Source organism: Microaerobacter geothermalis, assembly GCF_021608135.1.
In the GTDB taxonomy this organism is placed as follows: Bacteria; Bacillota; Bacilli; order DSM-22679; family DSM-22679; genus Microaerobacter; species Microaerobacter geothermalis.
The window spans coordinates 53,739-75,388 of the sequence record NZ_JAKIHL010000007.1 but is presented as its reverse complement, the minus strand read 5'-3'; the positions used below and the strand labels follow the sequence as shown (position 1 = coordinate 75,388).

Here is a 21,650-nt window from a genome sequence, read left to right as displayed (position 1 = left end):
TTGTTCTTGTTGACCGGTCCATCGTGGGTAGAATTTAAGCGTTAGTTTCAATCGATTCACCTCCTCTTCCTATGATGATTATACCATAAGAAAAGGCGTTATGGAACATTTGTTTGTAATCAGTCAGCATTCATCTCCCACTTATAGAAGATGGGAGTCTTCTGCTAAGTAAAGATAAAAAAGAGACAGGGGGATCAGCCCTGTCTGCTCAAGGAAGGTCAACTTCAATGAAGAAGGTATTTGCGTAAGTATTAAAAAAAGTGGATGGTAATCTGCTCTGTCGTGGTGTCAATCCATGATTGGGTTACGGCCATCTGTTCCTCCATCCAGGCAATTTGCTTTTCTACCTGGGACTTAGCTGTTCCACCGAGAACATCTCTGGCATTAACCACTTGCTCAATGGCGAGGGCCTCATAGATATCCTGTTCAAACAGAGAAGAAAACTCCTTGTATTCATCCAATGACAGATCCAACAGATATTTGTTCTGTTGAATGCAGTAGAGAACCGTTTTCCCCACCACCTCATGGGCCTCTCTGAAAGGCATTCCCTTATTTACCAGATAATCGGCCAAATCGGTAGCGTTGGAAAAGTCCTGCTTCACCGCCTGCAGCATGTTTTCTTTTTTCACTGTCATGGTTTCGATCATAGAAGCGTAGAGGGTGAGTGCGCCATGGAGCGTTTTGACGGTGTCAAACATCCCCTCTTTATCTTCTTGCATATCCTTGTTGTATGCTAAAGGCAAAGATTTTAATACCGTTAACATTCCTACCAAGTGGCCATACACCCTGCCGGTCTTACCCCGAACCAATTCAGCCACATCGGGGTTTTTCTTCTGGGGCATAATGCTGCTTCCGGTACAAAATGCATCATCCAATTCGATAAAATTGAATTCATTGCTGGACCAAAGAATCAGCTCTTCGCTTAACCGGGAAAGGTGAGCCATCAACAGAGAACTGGTAGAAAGGAATTCCACAATAAAGTCCCTGTCACTGACCGCGTCCATACTATTATAATATACTCCTTTAAAGCGTAAAAGTTGCGCAACATATTCCCGATCGATGGGAAAAGTAGTTCCAGCCAAAGCACCGGCCCCTAAGGGAAGAACATTAATTCTCTTCCAACCATCCATATATCTCTCAATATCCCGTTGAAACATGGAGACATAGGCCATTAAATGATGGGCAAGGAGAACAGGCTGAGCTCTTTGAAGGTGGGTATAGCCGGGCAGAATGGTATCCAAATGAAGCTTGGCCTGATGAATCAGGGCTTTCTGCACCTTGTACAAACCCTTCACCAGATGGAGCACCTGCTCCCTTAAATAAAGGTGCATATCCAAAGCCACCTGATCATTACGGCTTCTGCCGGTATGCAGCTTTCCGCCAACGGGACCAATCTCTTCAATCAGCATCTTTTCAATATTCATATGAATGTCTTCATTGGCTACCGTAAATTCCACTTCACCACGTTCAATTTTGGCGGCTACCTTTTTCAAACCCTCCAGAATGGTCTCCACATCTCCGGCAGGTAAAATCCCACATTTTCCCAACATCTTCACATGGGCCATGCTGCCAAGGATATCTTCCCTGGCCAGCTCTTTATCAAAGTAAATGGAGGCGGTGTATTCCTCAACCAGTTGGTCCGTTTTCTTGGTAAAACGTCCACCCCAAAGTTTTGACACGAATGTGAACTCCCTTCTATAGATCCGGAACTAAAGATTTACACGTCTGCTTGTCGAGTTCGGCTTAGGAAACTTACTTCAGATGGAAAACATCTGGGTATTTCAAAGATGAAGTTAGTTTGATGGCTAATTCCCGTTCTTTAGCCCCTCCGCTTTGCACAAACTCGAAAGACTGTCCTTAGTAAATCCCTTAGTTCCGTCCATATATTTCCATAAACATTTAAGACGCCAGATTATTTATTCTGCGCTACACCGGATGAAACTTTCAGTCGCAGAGCGTTCAAACGAATAAATCCGGTTGCATCAGACTGATCATACGCCTGAGTCGGATCGGCTTCCATCGTTGCTATGTTCGGGTTGTACAGGCTAACCGGGCTCTTCAATCCGGCTGCGATCACGTTTCCTTTATACAGCTTCAGGCGAACCGTACCAGTGACGTTTCTCTGGCTTTCGGCAACAAGGGCCTGGATCGCCAGTCTTTCCGGAGCAAACCAGAAGCCGTTGTAAACAAGCGTGCTGTAACGAGGAATGAGGGAATCACGCAAATGCATAACTTCCCGATCCATTGTAAGGGACTCTATTTTACGATGGGCCACAAACAGGATCGTGCCTCCCGGTGTTTCATAAACACCGCGGCTTTTCATGCCAACAAACCGGTTTTCGACCATATCTACTCGTCCGATGCCATGTCTTCCGCCCAGTTCATTCAACTTTTCCATGACCTGCAGAGGCGTCATCCTCTCTCCGTTAATGCCTACACAATTGCCCTGCTCAAAGTCCAATTCTATATATTCCGGCTGATCCGGCGCTTCTTCGGGGGATACGCTTAATACATACATATCACGCATCGACTCTCCACTCGCATCAATCCACGGATCCTCAAGGATGCCACTCTCATAGCTAATGTGCAACAAATTACGGTCCATAGAATATGGTTTTTCTACCGTTGCCTTTACCGGAATGCCATGCTCCTCGGCATAGGCAATCATTTCTGCTCTTCCGGGAAATTGCTCACGAAAGGCCTCAATGCGCCACGGCGCAATAACCTTTAACTCCGGGGCTAGAGCAGCTGCCGTCAGCTCAAAACGCACTTGGTCGTTTCCTTTACCAGTTGCACCGTGTGCAATTGCAGTTGCCCCCTCGGCTCGGGCAATTTCAACCATCCGCTTGGCGATCAACGGGCGAGCAATGCTTGTGCCGAGCAAATACTGGCCCTCATAGAGCGCCCCTGCCTGAAACATAGGATAAATGAAGTCCCGAGCAAATTCCTCACGAAGATCCTCAATATACACCTTCCTTGCACCGGTGCGCAGCGCTTTTTCTTCAAGTCCTTCCAATTCCTCTTTCTGTCCTATATCAGCCGTAAATGCAATGATTTCTGCATCGTAGGCTTCTTTCAGCCATGCTAAGATAACGGAAGTGTCCAAGCCACCGGAATAGGCAAGAACAATTTTTTCCTTGCTCATAAAACTCTTCCTTTCCACTATAGAAGCGGAACTAAACATCTATGACCCGCAGGGTCACAAATTGATATGAAGAGGACTAATTTCCGTTCTTTATCCCCTTCGCTGAGTACAAACTCGAAGGCTGTCCTTAATAAAATCTTTAGTTCCGTCCATAATTCATGAAATTTCATAATAAATGACATTATGCACCATACAGAATAAAAATGCAATAGCTCTATATGAAGTTGCCTTATCCCATTAACGCGGTTAAAATCGCCTTTTGGGCATGGAGCCTGTTTTCCGCTTCATCAAATATCACGGAATGTTCCCCGTCGATAATCTCGCTTGAGACCTCTTCTCCACGATGGGCAGGTAAGCAGTGTAGAAAAATGTAGTCCTCCTTGGCATAGGATACCAATTCTTCATTCACCTGATAGGGAGGAAATACCTTCTCCCTTTCCTTCTGTTCGGCTTCCTGACCCATGCTAGCCCATACATCGGTATATATCACATCGGCATCTGCAACAGCCTCCACTGGCTCAGTGGTAATGACAATTTGACTGCCCGTTGATTTCGCAATATCTTTTGCCAATTTTACCACCTGATCGTCAGGGGCGTAACCCTCAGGGGAAGCAACTGCAATATCCATCCCCATTTTTGCCCCGCCGATAAGAAGGGAATGGGACATATTATTTCCATCTCCGATAAAAGCCAATTTCAACCCTTTAAGAGCTCCCTTTATTTCATAGATGGTGAGCAGATCTGCCAACACCTGGCAGGGATGAAAGGAATCCGTTAGACCGTTAATCACAGGCACTGTCGCATATCTGGCCAGTTCCACCACTTTTTTATGGGCAAAGGTCCGAATCATGATCCCGTCTACATAGCGGGAAAGAACCTGGGCCGTATCTCCAATGGTTTCTCCGCGGCCCAATTGAATGTCGCTGCTGCTCAAAAACAGCCCTTGCCCCCCCAACTGATACATCGCCACTTCAAAGGAAACCCGGGTTCTTGTCGATGATTTCTCAAAAATCATACCTAACGTCTTTCCAAGAAGGGGCTTATACTCCTTCCCTTCCTTTTGCAGGGTTTTTAGCTCCAGGGCCAAATGAAGCAGATACCAAATCTCTTCTGTTGAAAAATCAGATAACGTCAAAAAATCCCTACCCTTTAAATTCACCTTTGGTTTCCATTCAATGGCTAACAATTTCATCTCTTCTCGCCCTTCCTTCTTTCAAATAACCGGCGGTTTCAACCAAATCCGTTATCGTAACATCACCCATTTTTATATACGTCTTAAAAGTATCCAATGAGGTGAAGCACGGAATATCCAACTGCAAGGCCAGCTGTCTGAGTAAAAATCCCTGGGATGTTCTTTGATTTCCCCTGCGCGGGGTATTTAGAATCAGCTTAGGCTGGTTTTGCAGAAAATAAGCCTTCATTTCCGTCACATTGTTTAAAACATTCTTTACGGTTAGCCCCCATTCCGATAAGAATGATGCCGTTCCCGGAGTGGCTGCAACTTCCACTTCCCATTTCATCAAGAGGGGAATGATCGGAATGAACGCTTCCCTGTCCCCTTCATTTAATGAGCAAAAAATCATATCCCCTTTGCTCAAGGGCTTTACCGTACCTTCCTTCCAGTGAAAAGCCTTATAGAGAGCTTCTTCCATGGTCCATCCCAGTCCCAGAACTTCCCCGGTTGACTTCATATCCGGACCCACCGCCGCTTCCACTCCATGTAACTTCACCGTGGAAAAGATGGGAATTTTGACGGCAAAGTAAGGAATGGCTGGCAACAGGCCGATTCCATAGTTCATCTCCTTGAGTGACACTCCCAACATCGTTTTCACAGCCAGCTTTACCATGGGAATGCCGGTGACCTTGCTAACAATGGGTACCGTTCTGGATGCCCGAGGATTCACTTCCAACACATAAATTTGCTCACCATGTACAACAAATTGGATATTGATTAATCCAACGGCTTTCAACTCTTTGACAATCTGCTGGGTATAGCGGGCAATGGTTGCCTTTTGCGCATCACTCAAACTTGGGGATGGAAAAATGGACGTACTGTCCCCGGAGTGAACACCTGCCCGTTCTACATGCTCAAAGATTCCGGGAATCAGGACATCTTCCCCATCGGCTACTGCATCCACTTCCACCTCCATACCCGGCATATATTTATCCACCAGTAAAGGAAACATTTTTAAATAATTGGCTTCATCCCTGACTTGTTCAAAATATTGGTTCAACTCTTGCCGATCCCGCAGTACCATCATTCCCTGTCCGCCGATGACATAGGAGGGACGAATCAGTATCGGATAGCCAATATGATTGGCTGCTTCATAGGTTTCTTTTTCAGAATAAACCCCTTGACCCGGAATATGGGGAATACCGCATGTTCTTAACAAGGAGTAAAACTGCTCCCGATCCTCCACCATATCAATGGATTCCATCGACGTTCCGTATAAATGAACCCCCATTTCTGCCAGAGGCTTCGCCAGATTAATGGCCGTTTGCCCGCCAAATTGAACAAACACCCCGGCAACCCCTTCTTTTTCAATTACATTCATCACATCAGATGGCGTTAGCGGCTCAAAATACAATTGATCTGCCGTGCTGTAGTCAGTACTTACCGTCTCCGGATTATTATTGATCACCACAGAGATATAGCCCATCTCCTTAATCGCCTTGGCGGCGTGGACAGAGCAGTAATCAAACTCCACCCCCTGACCGATTCGAATGGGACCGGAACCCACAACCAGCAGCTTTTTCTTCTCTTTATCCACTTCCACTTCATCCATTCCCTGCCAGGTGGAATAGTAATACGGAGTAGATGCGAGAAATTCAGCCGCACAGGTATCCACCAATTTATAGGATGGAGCCCAACCCCATTTTTTCCAGAGCTCTCGAACCTCCTTCACTTCTGTTCCTGTAAGTCTAGCAATGGTCTCGTCGGCAAACCCCCGAAGTTTTGCCTTTTTTAACAACGGGTGATGTTCACTACGGGTGAAGGTTTCCCACGGCGTTTCGGACAGCTCTTTCTCAATCTCCACAATATGATGAAAAATATAAAGAAAATAGGGATCAATCTTGGTAATTTCAGCGATTTCCTTCAAGGAAACTCCACGGCGGATCACCTCCGCCAAAATAAAGATGCGAATATCGGTGGCCTCATCCAGACCCTTTTTCAATTGTTCCAAAGACCATTTGGAGAGACTTGGCATTTCCAAATGATAAAGGCCAATCTCTAAGGAACGAATCCCCTTAAGGATCGCCCCTTCCATGGTGCGGTCAATGGCCATCACTTCTCCGGTAGCCTTCATTTGCGTCCCCAATTTGCGATCCGCCTGGGGAAATTTATCAAAGGGCCAACGCGGGATTTTCACAACCACATAATCAATGGCCGGTTCAAAGCTGGCATAAGTGTATCCTGTAATGGGGTTCATCACTTCATCCAAGTGGTATCCTAAAGCCAATTTAGCGGATATTCTTGCAATCGGATACCCTGTAGCCTTGGACGCCAGGGCACTGGAACGGCTAACCCTTGGATTTACCTCGATCAAATAGTAATTGTCACTATTGGGGTCAAGGGCAAATTGAATGTTGCATCCCCCCACGACACCCAAGGCCCGAATGACCTTGCAGGAAACGGAACGCAGCATTTGATACTGCCTGTCAGTCAAGGTTTGGGACGGGGCAACGACAATGCTGTCTCCAGTATGAATGCCAACGGGATCAATGTTTTCCATATTACAGACAATAATGCAGGTATCATTGGCATCCCGCATCACTTCATATTCAATCTCTTTCCAGCCCTTTACGCTTCTTTCCACCAACACCTGGCGAATGGGACTGGCCTGAAGGCCTCTCTTGGCAATGGTGTATAATTCCTCTTCATCAACGGCAATTCCGCCCCCTGCACCTCCCAAAGTATAGGCCGGACGAACAATGACAGGATACCCAATCTCTTCAGCAAAGGCCAACGCTTCCTCTACCGATGAGGCAATAGTGCTTTCGGGAACAGGTTCGCCAATTTCCTGCATCATTTGTTTAAATTGTTCCCTATCTTCCCCCCGCTTAATGGTTTCTAGGGGAGTTCCAAGCAATTGAACTTCGTATTGATCCAAAATTCCAGCATCAGCCAACTGAACGGCGAGGTTTAATCCGGTTTGACCTCCCAAAGTAGGCAATATGCCATCAGGTTTCTCTTTTTCAATAATTCTGGCCAGGGATTCCACAGTCAGCGGTTCCATATAAATCCGATCGGCCACTTCCCGGTCCGTCATAATGGTCGCCGGATTATTGTTGACCAGAACCACTTCCACCCTCTCCTCTTTCATCGCCAAACAGGCCTGGGTTCCGGCATAGTCAAATTCTGCTGCCTGCCCGATGACGATGGGACCGGATCCAATGACTAATACCTTTTTTATCTCTTCTGCTTTAGGCATAACTTTTCTCTCCTATGTGTAAACATTGCTGGATAAATTGGCTAAAAATATGGGCTGTATCATTGGGGCCGGGATGGGCCTCCGGATGAAATTGAACAGACATAATGGGTAAAAATCGATGCTTTAATCCCTCGATGGATCCATCATTTACATTTCGATAGGTGACCATTAAGGAACCGCGATCCACCGAATCATCCGTTACCACATACCCATGGTTTTGGGAAGTGATGTACACTTTTCCAGTGGTCAATTCTTTCACCGGGTGATTGCTGCCCCGATGGCCATAAGGCAACCTTTCTGTATTTCCGCCAAATATCAGGGCAATAACCTGGTGTCCCAAACAAATGCCTAAAGTAGGATAGGCCTCCACCATCTTTTTTAACTGGGTCATATAGGGCAGCAAATCCTTCGGATTCCCCGGGCCATTGGAGAAAACAATCCCATCTGGATGGATCTGTTCAATTTCTTGAAAACGGGTCTGGTAATGAACCACAGTCACAGAACACCCTGATTCCAATAGGGACGTCAGAATAGAAGCTTTATATCCAAAGTCCACCAATACCACATGGGGACCATTTCTTGGATAAAATTGCCTTTCTCGGGTAGATACCTGATCCACCGGATGAATCGTCGGTTTTCCGATAAAACCTTTCGTTTCCTCCAGGTTTGCTGTAATCCTTCCATATACCTCCCCACGGTCACGAACCAATCGGGTAATGGCTCGGGTATCTATCCCTGATAAAACAGGCAGACCAAATTCCTTCGCCATTTCATCCAGGGATTGGATAGAGAGATAGTGGCTTGGATTGCAGCATAAATCCCCAACAACAATTCCAGAGAGGGCAGGACGTCGGCTTTCTTTATCCAGGGGGTTTGTTCCATAATTTCCTAACAAAGGATAGGTAAAGGTGACAATTTGTCCGCAATAAGACGGATCTGTCATCACTTCCTGATAACCGGTCATTCCGGTATTAAACACCACTTCCCCTTCCATGGTACGAATATCTCCAAATATTTCTCCTTCAAAAATCTCCCCTGTATGAAGAGCCAGATATCCTTTCATGTTACACCTCTCCTTTTTCAAGCAATCTACTCTTATAGATGCGAAACTAAAGATTCATACGTCCGCCAGTCGTTCTATAGATGTGGAATTAAAGATTCACACGTCCGCTAGTCGAGTTCGTCAGGAAGTGATTCATGTCCGCTTCAAGTCTAAAGAACGGAGCCCTCAAAAACATCTGGGTATTTCAAGGATGGAGTCAGTTTGAGGGCTAATTCCCGTTCTTTAGCCCCTACGCTCAGTACGAACTCGAAGGCTGTCCTTAGTGAATTCTTTAATTCCGTCTATATAGTTAACACTCGAATTTTCATGTTTTATTGGTTTAGGGCCCCCTGAAGAATCCCGACAGCCTGATTGATTTCTTCTTCCGTCACCGTGAACGGAGGAAGGAGGCGTATCACCTGAGGGCCTGCCGCCAGAGCAAGCAATCCTTTTTCTCTGGCTTTTGTAATATATAAAGCAGAATCTTCTTTTAATTGAATGCCGATCATCAAGCCTAAACCTTTGATTTTCTCTATTTTATCATTTGCTGAAAAAGCGTTCCGAAGCTTCTCCTGAATCAGAAACCCTTTTTGCTTCACCTGCAGGAGAATTCCCTCTTCTTCAATCGTGCGAACCGTGGCCAATGCGGCTGATACTGCCAAAGGATTTCCTCCAAAGGTTGATCCGTGGCTTCCCGGACCAAAGGCTTCAGACGTTTTTTTCTTCGCCATCATCGCTCCAATGGGAAATCCGCTTCCCAGACCTTTGGCAACGGTAACTACATCCGGTTCAATCCCGTACTGCTGGTAAGCAAACCAGGTTCCGGTCCTACCCATGCCGGTCTGAATTTCGTCCACCATCAGGAGGATTTCTTTTTCTTTGCAAATCGCAGTTACTTGCTGCAGCCATTCTTTTTCAGCCGGATTCACCCCGCCCTCCCCTTGAATCACCTCAAGAAGTACGGCACAGGTCCTATCATTGACCGCTGCTTCAAAGGCTGATAAATCATTATATGGGATGGTAACAATTCCAGGTAGCAGGGGTGAAAATCCAAGCTTCACCTTATCCTGACCCGTTGCTGTCAAGGTAGCCATCGTCCGGCCATGAAAGGATTGGGTAAAGGTAATCACCTCATATCGATCTAATTGCAGCACTGACTGAGCATATTTTCTGGCCAGTTTAATTGCTGCTTCATTGGCTTCCGCTCCACTGTTACAAAAAAACACTTTATCGCACCCGCTGATTTCTGTCAGTTTTTCAGCCAGTTTTTCCTGTATTGGAATATGAAACAAATTGGAGCAATGCCAAAGTTGTTCCAATTGCTTCTCTACCGCCTTTTTTACAGAAGGAGGTTGATGGCCGAGGTTCGTCACTCCAATGCCGGAGGTAAAGTCAAGATATTTCTTTTCTTCCACATCCCACAAATAGTTCCCCTGGCCTCTAATGACTTTCACCGGCCAACGGCTATAGGTTTCGAACAATGCCGACATTATGCCACCTCCCCCTTTCGAATTCGGGTTCCCACAGATTCCCCTTCAAGAACCTTATGAAGAACTCCCTCATCAATTCCACGGACGATAATTACTTCCTGTACCGATTCGTTCAAACAGTCTAATGAGGCCCTAACCTTTGGAATCATTCCTCCATATATTTCTCCCGAATTCATCATTTCCAGCACTTTCTTCTCGTCAAGAAGCGGAATTACTTGTTTTTTCCCGTTTACTTCCGCCATGATTCCCGGCACATCGGTAATCATCACCAGCTGTTTGACTCCCAAATGGGAGGCGATGGCACCTGCCGCTATGTCGGCATTGATGTTGTAACGATTGCCCTTTCTATCCACCCCTATGGGGGCAATAACCGGGATATAACCCAATTTCACAAGATCAAAAATCACTGAGGGGTTCACTGTTTTTATTTCACCCACACATCCTAAATTACCGGGTAGAGGATCCGCTTCTATAAGAAACCCATCACTCCCGCAAAGGCCTATGGATTTTCCCCCTGCCAGATGGATCTGCCTGACCAAATGCTTATTGATCTGACCCACCAAAACCATCTCTACCACCTCCAGGGTGGCTTCATCTGTCACCCTCATCCCATCTATAAATCGGGGCTTAATCTGAAGACGGTTTAACATGGACGAAATGGCCGGTCCCCCGCCATGAACCAGGATAGGGGTTACTCCTTTTTCTCTTAGGAGCGTCAGCTCTTTATAAAAAAGGGGTGGCAGTTGTTCCATGGTGCTGCCGCCGCACTTGATCACCATTAACTCAGTTATCTCCATTTTCCTATCTCTTCCCTTATCTTAGTACTTTCTAGGATCTAGGTCCGATAGCTGGCATTGATCCGCACATATTCGTAAGTCAAGTCACAACCCCAAGCCGTTGCTTGTTCATGACCCAGATTTAAGTGAATCTCTATGGATATCGTTGACCCCCTCAGGTACTGTTGAAGTCGATCCTCATCATACCAAAGGGGTAGACTCTCTTTTACCAGGGGAATATCTCCTACGCAGATATCCACCTGGTTCGGATTGATTGGCTGATTGCTGTATCCAATGGCAGCCATGATTCGTCCCCAGTTTCCGTCTGCACCATAAATGGCAGATTTCACCAGATTGGACCCGACAACCGATTTGGCTACAGACCTTGCCATATTTTTCGTTAAGGCACCTTTTACCGTCACTTCGATCAGTTTGGTTGCCCCTTCACCATCCCTGGCAATCATTTTGCTTAATTCCTGGGACACATAGAGAAAAGCGGACATAAACACATGCCATTCTGGATGATTCACATGAAGGGGATGATTTCCCGCTAATCCGCTGGCCATCACGACAACCATATCATTGGTGCTGGTATCCCCGTCGACGGTAATCATATTATAGGTTTCATTGGTTACCCATTTTAGGGCTTGATTCAATGCTTCATGCTCAATTTCAGCATCTGTGGTAATAAACCCAAGCATAGTAGCCATATTGGGATGAATCATTCCCGATCCCTTCGCTGAACCGGATAAAGTAACTTCCTTTCCATCGATCTGAAACTTGACGCAAAGGGTTTTTGCAAAGGTATCTGTGGTTAAAATGGCCCGGTTAAAACCATCGCTCCCATCTCTGCTCACATAGGAGGGGAGTTGTTTTATTCCGTTTAGTACCGTATCCATGGGCAAAAGCCGACCAATCCATCCGGTGGAATTGATCCCTACAAGATGTTCTTCCACTCCAAACACTTCAGCGGCTTCCCTTCTCATGGCATAAGCATCCATGATTCCCTGCTTACCAGTACAGGTATTGGCTATGCCGCTGTTGATCAGCACCACCTGCAGTTTCCCTTCAACCGCCAAACTTTCCTTGGTCACTTGAATGGGCGCTCCTTGAAAGCAATTGGTGGTATAAACCGCTGCAGCCGTTGCAGGGACAGAGCAGAAGATAGCCCCCAAATCCGGTCGTTTTTTCTTGATTCCGCAATGAAATCCCCCTGCGGTAAATCCCTTTGGAGTTGTAATGCTCCCATCAACCACCTGAAATGGATATGATTGATGAACAGATGATTCATCGGTATAAGCGACTTTACTTTTCATGCAGGACCCGCCCTTCTTGCCCGAAATAACAGAGACCACAGACGTTAAATGCTATCTGAATGGAACCAAAGAATTTGCTAAAGACAGCCTTCGAGTTCGTGCTAAGCGGAGTGGCTAAAGAACGGGAATTAGTCCTCAAACTGACTCCATCATCGAAAATACCCAGATGTTTTTGAGGGCTCCGTTCTTTAGCCTCGAAGCGAACTTTAATCACTTCTTTGCAAAACTCGACCTGCGGACGTGTAAATCTTTAGTTCCACTTCTATACGAAAGTTTAAATTTTACGGATATAAGGGTGTAAACGTTAAACCCGTATCCTCAGCCCAGCCGCTCATGATGTTCCAATTTTGCACCGCTTGACCGGCTGCCCCCTTCATAACATTATCAATGACTGAAATCACAACAACCCGATTGGTACGAGTGTCCACCTGAATGCCTATATCACAATAATTTGAGCCAACGACTTCCTTTGTTTTCGGGTATATTCCCCGCGGCCGCAATCGGACAAAGGGTTTATTTCGGTAGCGATCACGGAAAAGGGCTTCTATTTCATCTATGGTTTGATTTCCTTTTAAACTGGCATAAATGGTACAAAGGATCCCCCTCGTCATTGGAACTAAATGAGGCGTAAAAGTAATGGCTACCTCCTTATTGGTTACACGCTTGATGTTTTCCTCAATTTCCGGAGTATGCTGGTGGACCCCGATTTTATAGGCCGCTACACTTTCATTTACTTCACCATAATGGGTTCCAAGGGATAAGGATCGGCCAGCTCCAGATACACCAGATTTCGCATCCACCAAAATACTGTTTTCGATAATGACGTCACCAGACAAAAGGGGAAGTAACCCCAAGGAAGCTGCCGTAGGATAACATCCCGGATTGGCGATCACTTGGGCTTCTGCTATTTGACTAGAAAACCATTCCGGCAATCCATAGACCACTTTTTGTAAAAAAGAAGCAGATGCCGTTTTCTTTCCGTACCACTTTTCATACACTTCAGGAGATGGGAAACGAAGGTCTCCGGAAAGATCAATACAAGGCACTCCCCATTTCTGCAAAGAAGGAATGATTTGATGGCTGACCCCAGCCGGAGTTGCCGTAAATACGATATCGCTTTGCTCGGCGATTTGATTTATATTGACTTCCTGTAATGGTAAGTGACGAAGATTGGTTAAATGAGGAAAGACTTCCTGAAGGGTCATCCCCCCATGAGAATGACTGTAGCATATGATCTCATCCACTTTCGGGTGCTGATGTAATATTCGCACCAGCTCCACACCACCATATCCTGTGGCTCCTATCACCGACACCCTCACCGTCTCTCCTCCCTCCATCCCAACAAAATATAAATGCAGAAAAATGAAAGCTTCATCCATTTATGAATTATTATACATATCGTCGAATGTTAATTCAATCATTTATTTTTAATAAATATGCTGGAAAATAATTTTTTAGGCCTTTTTTTGAATATAAATTTGTGAAAGCGTTTTATTTTTATACATTATAAAAACTCCCCCATACATGGGAGAGTCTTTTTAACCTATTTCTTGTCAGCCAGCCATGCCGCTAAATTCTCAGCCACATCTTCACTCACCAAGCCCCCTGGCATGGCATTCTGCCCGTTTACGATAATATTTTTGATTTGATCCTTGGAGTATTTTGAACCAATGTTGTTTAATGATGGTCCCACCACGCCTTCCATATTGGCCCCATGACAGCTGGCGCAGGTTTGTTTGTAGCTGGTCTCCGCTGATGCAGCATCATAATTGCCAGTCTGGGGCGGATTATCTGTCTCAGCCGGCGGGTTGGCCGGAGGATTATCCGGCTGAGCCTGATCCTTTGGTGTACATCCGATAAGTAGCAATCCTAACAGTAATACAATCGATAGCATGAGCCAACTTTTCTTCAAGGGAAAACCTCCTGTCTTATACAGAATATCTTCCCTCTCATTTTTTGCTGAACTTTATTTATTATACATAGTTACGCCAATTGCTTTTTTAATCTTCTCAGGCTGATAAAGAACAGGAATCCTCCAATGATGACCAAAGCGAGAACATCCGGCCACAGGACGGAAATACCAACCCCTTTAAGAAAAATCCCCATACTAATGTTCGTATAGTATCTTAAAGGACTGAAGTAAGAGAGCCACTGCATAACCGGAGACATATTTTCCACGGGCACAAGGGTGCCTGATAAAAACATCAACGGAAAGAGAACAAAGAAACTTAATAGCAAAGCTTGCTGCATCGTATTGGCAACGGTGGCAATGTAAATTCCCAATCCGCTTGATGAAATAAACACCAGGAGGGATAAAACGTAGAATAAAAGCAGGCTTCCCCTGATCGGAACATCAAAGAAAACAAAAGACATGGATACCCCGATGGTAAGACCGACCATTTTAATCACAGACATGGGGAGCATTTTGGCAAAGATCAACTCTCCAGGACGAATCGGTGTGACCATCAACTGTTCAAGGGTCCCTGATTCTTTTTCCCTGATAAACACAGCAGCAGCCATCAGGATCCCAAGCAGTACAACGGTAATGGATACCATGGAGATCATCACGAAATGGGTATAGTTTAAATCAGAAGCAAAGTGAATTCTTACTATATTTTTCAACGGAATCTGATCCAAAACATCAAAGCCCATTTTTTTATTGATCCATTCTGCAGAGTAAGTCCCAATCACCTCCATGGAATTCCCTATAGCCTGAGCTGCCATGGTGGAATTTTCGCCATCGGCCACCAATTGAACCGTAGCACCTTCCCCGCGGGTTAAGGATTCGGAAAAATTAGCGGGTATGACCACACCCATTTTTACCGTCCCCTTATCCAATAATTCAGCTAATTCCCCTTCTTCCATGGGATAGGCAGTGACTTGAAATTTGTCACTTTGCCTGAACTGATTGATAAGCTCCTGGCTTTTTTCTGTTTTGTCCATATCCATTACAGCAATCGACACATTCTTATAATCCATGGTTAAGGCCCATCCGCAGACCGCCACTTCCACGAACATATACAGAACGATGAGCACCAGAGGAATATCGCGAAAAAATTGGATAAATTCCTTTCGAATCATAGATCCCATTCGTTCAAACATGGCTCTCCTCCCCTCAACTTCCCCTTTTTTTAAATCTCCAAGTGGCAAACATAAGAATGACCCCCGTATAAACCAATAAAAGCAGCAGGTTAAGCCAGATATAACTTAAGCCTAATCCCTTTACCAAGATTCCCCGGCTGATATCCACAAAGAAACGGGTTGGGAACAAGTAACTGTAGCCTTGAAACAGTGGAGGAAGCGTGGATATGGGATATAAAAAACCTGAGAACAGCATCGCCGGCATCATGGTTACAACAATCGTTAAAAACATCGCGGCCAACTGGCTCTTCATCAAGGTGGAGATCAGAAGCCCAATTCCCACCGTAGTGAATACAAAAATCGTTCCCGTAATCAAAAACAGAAGGATATTTCCCCTATATTCCACATCGAACAGAAACACGCCACCGATAAATATCACAAATAATTCAGCCATGGCCAATATCCCGTAAGGCAAAAGTTTACCCAATAGAAATTCCAGGGAACGAATAGGGGCAATATAAATTTGCTGAATCGATCCCTTCTCCTTCTCCCTTACCACTGCTAAAACGGATAAAAGGGGCGGGAAAACCATAAGAAGGACAGCAAAAAGTCCGGGGATAATAAACATATCACTTTTTAGGGAAGGGTTATACCAGATCCTGGGTTCTACCTGAAGCGGAATAAATTTTTCGATTGGAATATTTTGTTCCTTTAAAAAACGCATCTGTTCCAGTTGATTAATGGCAGTTACATAATCTATAATCACCGTTGCCGTAGGTGAGAAGGAGCCATCTACCAAAGTCTGAACCACAGCTGGGGGCATGCCGGCAAATTGACCTACCTTGGAGCGGTAAAGATTTTCGGAAAAATCAGGAGGAATAACCAGACCCACCTTCACCTCCCCTTTTTCCATTCTTTCTTCCAGCTCTTCCATGCTGTTTACATAAGCTACCACATTAAAATTCTCCGTACTGTCATAAGCCTGGATATATTCTCGGCTAACGGAGGTTTGGTCTTGATCCAAAACGGCAGTCGGAACGTTCTCCACATCAAAATTCAACGCGTATCCAAAAAGAAGAAGCATAATGACCGGGAGAACAAGGGCTGTGCCGATGGAAAAGGGATCGCGGATCAACTCGTGGACTTCTTTTTTGAATACAGCCCTGACTAATCTCCATCTCATGCCGGAATCCCCTCCCTTTTCTTTAATTCATTCTCCACCAGTTTGACAAAAACATCTTCCATGGATACCGGTACCTCAGCCTGCCTGATCAGTTGAAATCCTTTTTCCTTCAGCATCTCGATGATCTTCTGGAAGGGCATCTTTGATGGCATAATATGAAGCCCGTTTCCAAAAATGGCGGCATCAATTCCCATCTCAACCAGGAAGTTTTGCGCTTCAAAAGGCCGGTTGCATTCCACCTCCAGCAAATTGCCCTGGAACAAATCCTTTTTTAACTGAATGGGGCTTCCTACAGCAATCAAGTTACTGAGATAAATGAAGCCAATCCGATCGCAATGTTCCGCTTCATCCATATAGTGGGTGGTGATAAATATGGTCACTCCTTCAGCCGCAAGGTGATTAATTAGGGTCCAAAATTGTCTTCTGGCGATCGGATCTACTCCAGATGTTGGTTCATCCAAAAATAAAATTTCCGGTTCATGAATGGTTGCACATCCAAGGGCCAACCTCTGTTTCCACCCTCCAGACAAATCGGAAGTCATGATTTTCTCCTTTCCCTTCAAGTCGGCCATTTCCAGAATCCATTCTTTTCGTTCTAAATAATCGTTTTTGGTTAAACCATACGCTCCGGCATAAAAACGGATATTCTCCTCAACGGTCAGGTCCTTGTACAGGGAAAATTTTTGGGACATATACCCGATTTTTCTCTTGATGTTATGGGCTGACTTTTTCACATCCACCCCGGCAATGTACATTTCTCCCGAAGTAGCCGGCAGAAGTCCGCACATCATGCGTATTGCTGTAGATTTTCCTGAACCGTTAGGTCCCAGAAAACCAAAGATTTCACCTTTTTTCACGGTTAAGTTGATATGATTAACTGCAGTAAAGGATCCGAAGGTTTTTGTCAAATCCTTCACCTGTACCGCGATTTCTTCCTTTGGTATTTCCCCCTGGGAAACATCTATCGGTTGGATTTTAGAAATAAAAACATCCTCCTGATGCCCCTTGCCCAATTTTTCTTCAATATGATAAATGAAGGCTTCTTCAAGGTTTACAATCTCTTTTCCCAAAAGCTGCGATACCCGGCGCTTAATTTGATAAGGTGAATCCATAGTAATAATCTCACCTTGATACATCAAGGCTACCCGGTTAAACCGTTCCGCTTCATCCATATATGGCGTACAGACAAAAACAGATGTTCCTTCCGATACATAATCATGCAAAATATTCCAAAAATCTCTACGGGATACCGGATCTACCCCCGTTGTCGGTTCATCCAGAAAGATAATCTCCGGATGATAAACCAAAGTACAACAAAGGGCCAATTTCTTCTTCATTCCTCCTGAAAGGTTATCTGCTCTACGTGTGGTAAAAGCCTCCAGACGGCTTGCCTTTAACAGGCGCTCCTTCCTCTTTTCCCTTTCCTTGACAGGAACCTGATACATATCAGCAAAAAAATTGATATTTTCCTCGACGGAAAGAGTGCCATAAAGACTAAACCCCTCAGACATGTATCCGATTTTTCCCCTTAATTTCTCAGCTTCCTTCACCACATCCAATCCTGCCACCCTTCCTTCCCCGGAAGTGGGAAGAAGGACAGAGCAGAGCATTTGGGTCAGGGTAGTTTTTCCTGCCCCGTCAGGACCCAAAAGTCCAAAAATTTCTCCTTTCGGGACGGTTAAGCTAACCTCTTTTACTGCTGTATGCTGTTTAAACGTTTTCGTCAGCGATTTGGTTTCAATTGCCCAGGTCAAATTGACCACCTCTTATTCCCATTTTGCCTGATCGTCCCAACGAATGTAAACATCTACTGGCATCCCTGATTTAAAGACTCCTTTTTCATCGACAAAACGAACCTTCACTTTATAAACCAAGCGTTCCCTCTCTTCCTTCACATGGACGTTTTTTGGTGTAAACTGGGCTTCCGATGCAATGGAGGCGACACGTCCCTCAGCATATTGATCCGGGAAGGAATCGGAATAAATTCTTGCTTCATCATTCACTTTCACTTTACCTAAATCGACTTCAGGAATAAAAACATTGACCGTCATTTCCTTTGTATCCATTAATCGAGCTACCGGAGTTCCCGGAATCACCAATTCTCCTGATTTCACCAATTTATCTACTACTATCCCATCCATGGGAGATTTTATCACGGTCTTATCCAATGCCAATTCAATCTCCTTCACCACCGCTTCGGCAGTTTCTTTTTGCACAACGGCTGCTTGATATTGGATTTCGGCTACAGCCAGCTGCTCAGCTAAACCTTGAGCTCCAGCTGCGGTAGATTGGGCTTGAAGCTGCCCTGCTTTCACCATATCCAACACCACTTTCGCCCGTTCCACCTGTTGTTTGGATGCCTGATAAGCTGCTTCAGCCTGTTTAAAAGCCGTCTCAGCCTGGTCATAAGCCTGTTTACTGATCGCCCTTTGGCTATATAATTCTTTATACCGTTCCATATCCGCTTTTACCTGATTATATTGGGCTTCAGCCTGCTTTAAACCCGACTGGGCAACAGCTAAAGCTTTTTCTGCTTCCCTTTGTCTTTGGGCCACTTCCGTTTCAGCATAACTGGAACCCAAGTCGGCTTGCTTTACTTGCCATTTCATAGCCTCCACCTGTCCTAAAGCCTGTTTCATCTGAACCTCCGCCATTTTAACCTGGACTTTTGCCTGTTCTAATTTAATTTTTAATGCTTCGTCATCCACGGTAATCAAAGGGTCTCCTTTTTTGACCAAATCCCCCTCTTTTATATTTACATCAATAACTTGACCGCTGGTCTCGCTGCTCACCATTACTTCTTCCCCTTCAACCGTTCCATAGGCAGAAATAATTCCCGGTGTTTCTTTCGATACGGTAAACCATTGAAACACCCCATACCCGACAAGGACTATCACGACAAGACCTGTGATGCCCATCACTTTCTTTTTCCAATTCATTTCTCCTCACCTCTATCGCTCATAATTTTACTCTACCCCCGTACGGTAATATAAGTCCGGAAAATAAAGTGCCTTGTTGAAAGGCACTTTATTTTCGCAGCTATTATTTTACAGTTAATTGACTGATACGTCAATTCGTTTTTTATGACATTTTTTTACGTTAAAAGTGGAACTAAAGAATTTATATAGACGGAATTAAAGAATTCATACGGACAGCCTTCGAGTTCGTGCTTTAGCGTTGAGGCAGAAGAACGGGAATTAGCCCTCAAACTGACTCCATCTTTGAAATACACAGATGTTTTTGAGGGCTCCGTTCTTTAGCCTAGAAGCGGAATTGAATCACTTCTTGCCCGAACTCGACAAGCGGACGTGTGAATCTTTAATTCCACATCTATAGTTCCACTTCTCTAAGATTGATTAAAGAAGGGTCTTGGCCTTCTCCATGATATTTTCTTTGGTTAATCCATACTTTTGCAGAAGGGCATCTGGTGTTCCCGATTCACCGAAAGTATCCATCACACCTACTCTTCTTAGGGGGGCTGGATAGTTTTCAGCGAGAACTTCCGCAACCGCTCCGCCAAGGCCTCCATAAATATTGGCTTCTTCAGCTGTAACGATTCCCCTTGTTTCCTGTGCTGCCCTAATGATGATTTCCTGATCTATTGGTTTAATGGTAGACATATTGATGACTCTTGCTGAAATCCCTTCTTTGGCCAAATCCTCTGCAGCCTCAAGGGCGATATGAGCCATCACTCCCATGGCGATAATGGTCACATCGCTTCCATCCTTTATTTGGACTCCTTTTCCAATCTGAAACTGATAGGAGTCATCAAACAGAACCGGAACCTTTGGGCGGCCCATTCGGATATACATGGGACCGTACGTTTCAGCTGCCGTGCGAATCACTTTTTTGGTCTCCACGGCATCCGCAGGAACGATCACGGTCATATTAGGAATCGCCCTCATCAAGGCTACATCTTCTACTGCCTGATGGGAAGCACCGTCTTCTCCCAAGGTCAGCCCCGAGTGGGTCACTGCGATTTTCACATTTAAATTGGGGTAGCAGATGGAATTGCGGATTTGATCACCAACCCTTAAAGTTCCAAACAGGGCAAAGGTACTGGCAAAGGGAATCTTCCCGGCAGTAGCCAACCCGGCAGCCATTCCAATCATATTAGCCTCGGCAATCCCCACGTCAAAGAATCTGTCAGGGAATTTTTTGGCAAAATCCACCGTTTTTGTGGACTTGGCCAAATCTGCATCTAATACAACGATATCTTTATTTTCAGCCCCCAATTCTGCGAGAACTTCTCCATACGCATCACGGGTTGCTTTCATTTCCATTTTTTTTACGCTCATCACTCCATCCCTCCCAACAGTTCCTTTAACGCTTGTTCGCATTGTTCACGATTGGGCGCACTCCCATGCCATCCGCATTGATTTTCCATAAAGGAAACCCCTTTCCCCTTCACAGTGTTGGCGATAATCATGGTCGGTTTCCCTTTTGTAGCCTTCGCTTCTTCGATAGCCCCAATAATTTGTTCCAGATCATGGCCGTCAATGACCAACACATGCCAGTTAAAGGCTCGGAATTTTTCATCTAATGGCGCAGGATTCATGATTTGATCCACTTCTCCATCGATTTGCAGTCCGTTGTAGTCAAGAAATGCCGTGAGATTGTCCAGTTTGTAATGTCCGGCTGCCATCGCCGCTTCCCAAATCATTCCTTCCTGAACTTCACCGTCTCCTAAAAGGGCATACACGCGAAAGGGCTTTTTGTCCAATTTTGCCGCTAAGGCCATTCCATTTGCCGCAGAAAGGCCTTGCCCCAATGACCCGGTACTCATATCCACCCCTGGAAGGGACTTATAGCTTGGATGCCCCTGAAGGCGGGAGTTGATTTTACGAAAAGTGGCAAGCTCCTCTTTTGGAAGATACCCTTTCTCCGCCAAAGTAGCGTAAAGGACAGGGCTGGCATGCCCTTTGCTCAATACAAAACGATCTCTATCAGGCATCCTTGGGTTTTCCGGATCCACGTTCATCACATGAAAATAGAGAACCGTCAAGATGTCTGCAGCAGACAAAGAACCTCCAGGGTGCCCCGACTGGGCTTCTGTTACCATTTTGACAATTTCCTGTCTTATGTGATTGGCACGAACCTTAAGTTCGGACAGGAGTTGTTGATCCACAACTTTGGTCACAATGATTCCCTCCATTAACCTATGTATTTCAATCCCTGATTGGG

At 45.2% G+C, this 21,650-nt stretch carries 16 protein-coding genes; all 16 read right to left on the bottom strand.

Features of this window, described 5'->3' with window-relative positions:
- Positions 1 to 251 precede the first annotated feature (251 nt).
- The 16 genes from argH to L1765_RS05430 all read right to left on the bottom strand — a co-directional run bounded on the left by argH (position 252) and on the right by L1765_RS05430 (position 21,606).
- Positions 252 to 1,679, bottom strand: coding sequence for an argininosuccinate lyase (gene argH / locus L1765_RS05505; protein ID WP_236405653.1), 1,428 nt, complete (start codon positions 1,677 to 1,679; stop codon positions 252 to 254).
- A gap of 233 nt (positions 1,680 to 1,912) precedes the next feature.
- Positions 1,913 to 3,145: an argininosuccinate synthase gene (locus L1765_RS05500; protein ID WP_236405652.1), complete on the bottom strand. Its 1,233-nt coding sequence runs from the start codon at positions 3,143 to 3,145 to the stop codon at positions 1,913 to 1,915.
- Between the two features lie 229 nt (positions 3,146 to 3,374).
- Positions 3,375 to 4,337: an ornithine carbamoyltransferase gene (argF, locus tag L1765_RS05495; protein WP_236405651.1), complete on the bottom strand. Its 963-nt coding sequence runs from the start codon at positions 4,335 to 4,337 to the stop codon at positions 3,375 to 3,377.
- The gene (carB, locus tag L1765_RS05490; protein WP_236405650.1) at positions 4,318 to 7,578 is read right to left on the bottom strand and encodes a carbamoyl-phosphate synthase (glutamine-hydrolyzing) large subunit; all 3,261 of its coding nucleotides are present in this window, start codon (positions 7,576 to 7,578) and stop codon (positions 4,318 to 4,320) included. The genes argF and carB overlap by 20 nt, the downstream gene beginning before the upstream one ends.
- Positions 7,571 to 8,641: a carbamoyl phosphate synthase small subunit gene (locus tag L1765_RS05485; RefSeq protein WP_236405649.1), complete on the bottom strand. Its 1,071-nt coding sequence runs from the start codon at positions 8,639 to 8,641 to the stop codon at positions 7,571 to 7,573. The genes carB and L1765_RS05485 overlap by 8 nt, the downstream gene beginning before the upstream one ends.
- A 311-nt stretch (positions 8,642 to 8,952) precedes the next feature.
- Positions 8,953 to 10,110 (bottom strand): acetylornithine transaminase, encoded by a 1,158-nt coding sequence (locus L1765_RS05480; protein WP_268928725.1) that lies wholly within the window; start codon positions 10,108 to 10,110, stop codon positions 8,953 to 8,955.
- Entirely contained in the window at positions 10,110 to 10,907 is a 798-nt protein-coding gene (argB, locus tag L1765_RS05475) for an acetylglutamate kinase (RefSeq protein ID WP_236405648.1), read from the bottom strand. The genes L1765_RS05480 and argB overlap by 1 nt, the downstream gene beginning before the upstream one ends.
- A gap of 38 nt (positions 10,908 to 10,945) precedes the next feature.
- The gene (argJ, locus tag L1765_RS05470) at positions 10,946 to 12,202 is read right to left on the bottom strand and encodes a bifunctional glutamate N-acetyltransferase/amino-acid acetyltransferase ArgJ (protein WP_236405647.1); all 1,257 of its coding nucleotides are present in this window, start codon (positions 12,200 to 12,202) and stop codon (positions 10,946 to 10,948) included.
- Between the two features lie 281 nt (positions 12,203 to 12,483).
- Positions 12,484 to 13,539, bottom strand: coding sequence for an N-acetyl-gamma-glutamyl-phosphate reductase (argC, locus tag L1765_RS05465; protein WP_236405657.1), 1,056 nt, complete (start codon positions 13,537 to 13,539; stop codon positions 12,484 to 12,486).
- Positions 13,540 to 13,745: 206 nt separating this feature from the next.
- The gene (locus L1765_RS05460) at positions 13,746 to 14,114 is read right to left on the bottom strand and encodes a c-type cytochrome (RefSeq protein WP_236405646.1); all 369 of its coding nucleotides are present in this window, start codon (positions 14,112 to 14,114) and stop codon (positions 13,746 to 13,748) included.
- A gap of 71 nt (positions 14,115 to 14,185) precedes the next feature.
- Positions 14,186 to 15,304, bottom strand: a complete 1,119-nt coding sequence (locus L1765_RS05455; protein WP_236405645.1) for an ABC transporter permease — start codon at positions 15,302 to 15,304, stop codon at positions 14,186 to 14,188.
- Positions 15,305 to 15,317: 13 nt separating this feature from the next.
- Positions 15,318 to 16,466: an ABC transporter permease gene (locus L1765_RS05450; protein ID WP_236405644.1), complete on the bottom strand. Its 1,149-nt coding sequence runs from the start codon at positions 16,464 to 16,466 to the stop codon at positions 15,318 to 15,320.
- Positions 16,463 to 18,220, bottom strand: coding sequence for an ATP-binding cassette domain-containing protein (locus L1765_RS05445; protein WP_236405643.1), 1,758 nt, complete (start codon positions 18,218 to 18,220; stop codon positions 16,463 to 16,465). Before L1765_RS05445 ends, L1765_RS05450 begins: the two co-directional genes overlap by 4 nt.
- 12 nt (positions 18,221 to 18,232) lie before the next feature.
- Positions 18,233 to 19,405 (bottom strand): HlyD family secretion protein, encoded by a 1,173-nt coding sequence (locus L1765_RS05440; protein WP_236405642.1) that lies wholly within the window; start codon positions 19,403 to 19,405, stop codon positions 18,233 to 18,235.
- Positions 19,406 to 19,822: 417 nt separating this feature from the next.
- Positions 19,823 to 20,764, bottom strand: coding sequence for a transketolase family protein (locus tag L1765_RS05435; protein ID WP_236405641.1), 942 nt, complete (start codon positions 20,762 to 20,764; stop codon positions 19,823 to 19,825).
- Entirely contained in the window at positions 20,764 to 21,606 is an 843-nt protein-coding gene (locus L1765_RS05430) for a transketolase (RefSeq protein ID WP_329609991.1), read from the bottom strand. The genes L1765_RS05435 and L1765_RS05430 overlap by 1 nt, the downstream gene beginning before the upstream one ends.
- Positions 21,607 to 21,650: the final 44 nt, after the last annotated feature.